This is a genomic window from Acinetobacter sp. YH01006, from assembly GCF_013420445.1.
GTDB classification, from domain to species: domain Bacteria; phylum Pseudomonadota; class Gammaproteobacteria; order Pseudomonadales; family Moraxellaceae; genus Acinetobacter; species Acinetobacter pseudolwoffii.
Genome location: NZ_VOYB01000047.1, coordinates 1 through 3,236, shown reverse-complemented (window position 1 = coordinate 3,236; position 3,236 = coordinate 1). Strand labels below are relative to the sequence as shown.

The following is a 3,236-nucleotide window of genomic DNA, read 5'->3' as shown; positions in this document are numbered from 1 at the left end:
ATACAACAACTGTTTGGGTGTTGTATAGTCAAGCCTCACGAGCAATTAGTATTGGTCAGCTTCACATATCACTATGCTTCCACATCCAACCTATCAACGTCGTAGTCTTCAACGGCTCTTTAGAGGACATAAAGTCCTAGGGAAATCTTATCTTGAGGTAGGCTTCCCGCTTAGATGCTTTCAGCGGTTATCCCTTCCGAACATAGCTACCCGGCGATGCGACTGGCGTCACAACCGGTACACCAGAGGTTCGTCCACTCTGGTCCTCTCGTACTAGGAGCAGATCCTCTCAAATTTCCAACGCCCACGGTAGATAGGGACCGAACTGTCTCACGACGTTCTAAACCCAGCTCGCGTACCTCTTTAAATGGCGAACAGCCATACCCTTGGGACCTGCTTCAGCCCCAGGATGAGATGAGCCGACATCGAGGTGCCAAACACCGCCGTCGATATGAACTCTTGGGCGGTATCAGCCTGTTATCCCCAGAGTACCTTTTATCCGTTGAGCGATGGCCCTTCCATACAGAACCACCGGATCACTAAGACCTACTTTCGTACCTGCTCGACTTGTGGGTCTCGCAGTTAAGCGCGCTTTTGCCTTTATACTCTACGCGTGATTTCCGACCACGCTGAGCGCACCTTCGTACTCCTCCGTTACTCTTTAGGAGGAGACCGCCCCAGTCAAACTACCCACCAGACATGGTCCTCGCTCCAGATCATGGAGCAGAGTTAGAACCTCAATATTACCAGGGTGGTATTTCAAGATTGGCTCCACCGAAACTAGCGTCTCGGTTTCAAAGCCTCCCACCTATCCTACACAAGTAAGATCAAAGTTCAATGTCAAGCTGCAGTAAAGGTTCACGGGGTCTTTCCGTCTAGCCGCGGGTACACCGCATCTTCACGGCGAATTCGATTTCACTGAGTCTCTGCTGGAGACAGCGCCCCCATCATTATGCCATTCGTGCAGGTCGGAACTTACCCGACAAGGAATTTCGCTACCTTAGGACCGTTATAGTTACGGCCGCCGTTTACTGGGGCTTCGATCAAGAGCTTCGCTTACGCTAACCCCATCAATTAACCTTCCAGCACCGGGCAGGCATCACACCCTATACGTCCACTTTCGTGTTTGCAGAGTGCTATGTTTTTAATAAACAGTTGCAGGGGCCTGGTTTCTGTGGCTGCTCTCAGCTCAGGAAGCAAGTTCCATCACCAAAAGCAGCGTACCTTCTCCCGAAGTTACGGTACCATTTTGCCTAGTTCCTTCAGCAGAGTTCTCTCAAGCGCTTTGGTCTACTCGACCTGACCACCTGTGTCGGTTTCGGGTACGATTCCTGTGTAACTGAAGCTTAGAGACTTTTCCTGGAAGCATGGTATCAGCCACTTCACTGTACAAGTACAGCTTGCTATCAGTTCTCAGCATAGAGCACCCCGGATTTGCCTAAGATGCATGCCTACAACCTTTCACCTGGACAACCAACGCCAGGCTGACTTAACCTTCTCCGTCCTCTCATCGCATTACACAGAAGTATTGGAATATTAACCAATTTCCCATCGACTACGCCTCTCGGCCTCGCCTTAGGGGTCGACTCACCCAGCCCCGATTAACGTTGGACTGGAACCCTTGGTCTTTCAGCGTGCGAGTTTTTCACTCGCATTGTCGTTACTCACGTCAGCATTCGCACTTCTGATACCTCCAGCAGACTTCTCAATCCACCTTCATCGGCTTACAGAACGCTCCCCTACCACGCATAATAAATTATGCATCCGCAGCTTCGGCATATAGTTTTAGCCCCGTTACATCTTCCGCGCAGGCCGACTCGACTAGTGAGCTATTACGCTTTCTTTAAAGGGTGGCTGCTTCTAAGCCAACCTCCTAGCTGTCTATGCCTTCCCACATCGTTTCCCACTTAACTATAATTTTGGGGCCTTAGCTGGCGGTCTGGATTGTTTTCCTCTTGACTACGGACGTTAGCACCCGCAGTCTGTCTCCCGGATAGTACTCATTGGTATTCGGAGTTTGCATCGGTTTGGTAAGTCGGGATGACCCCCTAGCCGAAACAGTGCTCTACCCCCAATGGTATTCGTCCGAGGCGCTACCTAAATAGCTTTCGGGGAGAACCAGCTATCACCAAGTTTGATTAGCCTTTCACCCCTATCCACAAGTCATCCCCTGGCTTTTCAACGACAGTGGGTTCGGTCCTCCAGTTAGTGTTACCCAACCTTCAACCTGCTCATGGATAGATCACCTGGTTTCGGGTCTATACCCAGCAACTAATGCGCCCTATTAAGACTCGGTTTCCCTACGGCTCCCCTATTCGGTTAACCTTGCTACTGAATATAAGTCGCTGACCCATTATACAAAAGGTACGCAGTCACCGAACAAGTCGGCTCCCACTGCTTGTATGCATGCGGTTTCAGGATCTATTTCACTCCCCTCACAGGGGTTCTTTTCGCCTTTCCCTCACGGTACTGGTTCACTATCGGTCAGTCAGGAGTATTTAGCCTTGGAGGATGGTCCCCCCATATTCAGACAAGGTTTCACGTGCCTCGCCCTACTCGACATCATCATATAAGCCCTTTCGTGTACAGGACTATCACCGTCTACGGTCGCACTTCCCAGAGCGTTCCACTAGAACTTATATGACTTAATGGGCTCTTCCCCTTTCGCTCGCCGCTACTGAGGGAATCTCAATTGATTTCTTTTCCTAAGGGTACTGAGATGTTTCACTTCCCCTCGTTCGCCTTGCATGACTATGTATTCATCATGCAATACCTACCTTATGGTAAGTGGGTTTCCCCATTCAGACATCTCCGGATCACAGGATATTTGCCGCCTCCCCGGAGCTTTTCGCAGGCTATCACGTCTTTCTTCGCCTCTGACTGCCAAGGCATCCACCACATGCACTTAATTACTTGACTATACAACCCCAAACAGTCGTTCATCCTTACAAGTAGGATGAGCAACAGATCAACCAATCACTCAGTCAATCATACAGTTGGCGTCTTGTGCATTTAAGCACTGTACAGCTTCAATTAGATTCATATACCAAAACGCTTGATTCAGTTAATCGCTAGTTTCTCAGTTCTGCATCTTCATTCAAACATGTCACTTGCGTGTCACATTTTAATGTCAATTTAGTTCTGAGCCTTAAACAATTTATTTCAACTCAAATATATTCTGTTAATGATTGATCTAGCCTTCGTCAGGTCTAGACGCTGTGATAAATCACAGAGCT

The 3,236-nt window shown here is 49.0% G+C and carries 1 rRNA gene; it reads right to left on the bottom strand.

The annotated features are described in order from the left end of the window. Nucleotides 1–24: 24 nt before the first annotated feature. Nucleotides 25–2,919 (bottom strand): 23S ribosomal RNA (locus tag FTT73_RS15635). Nucleotides 2,920–3,236: the final 317 nt, after the last annotated feature.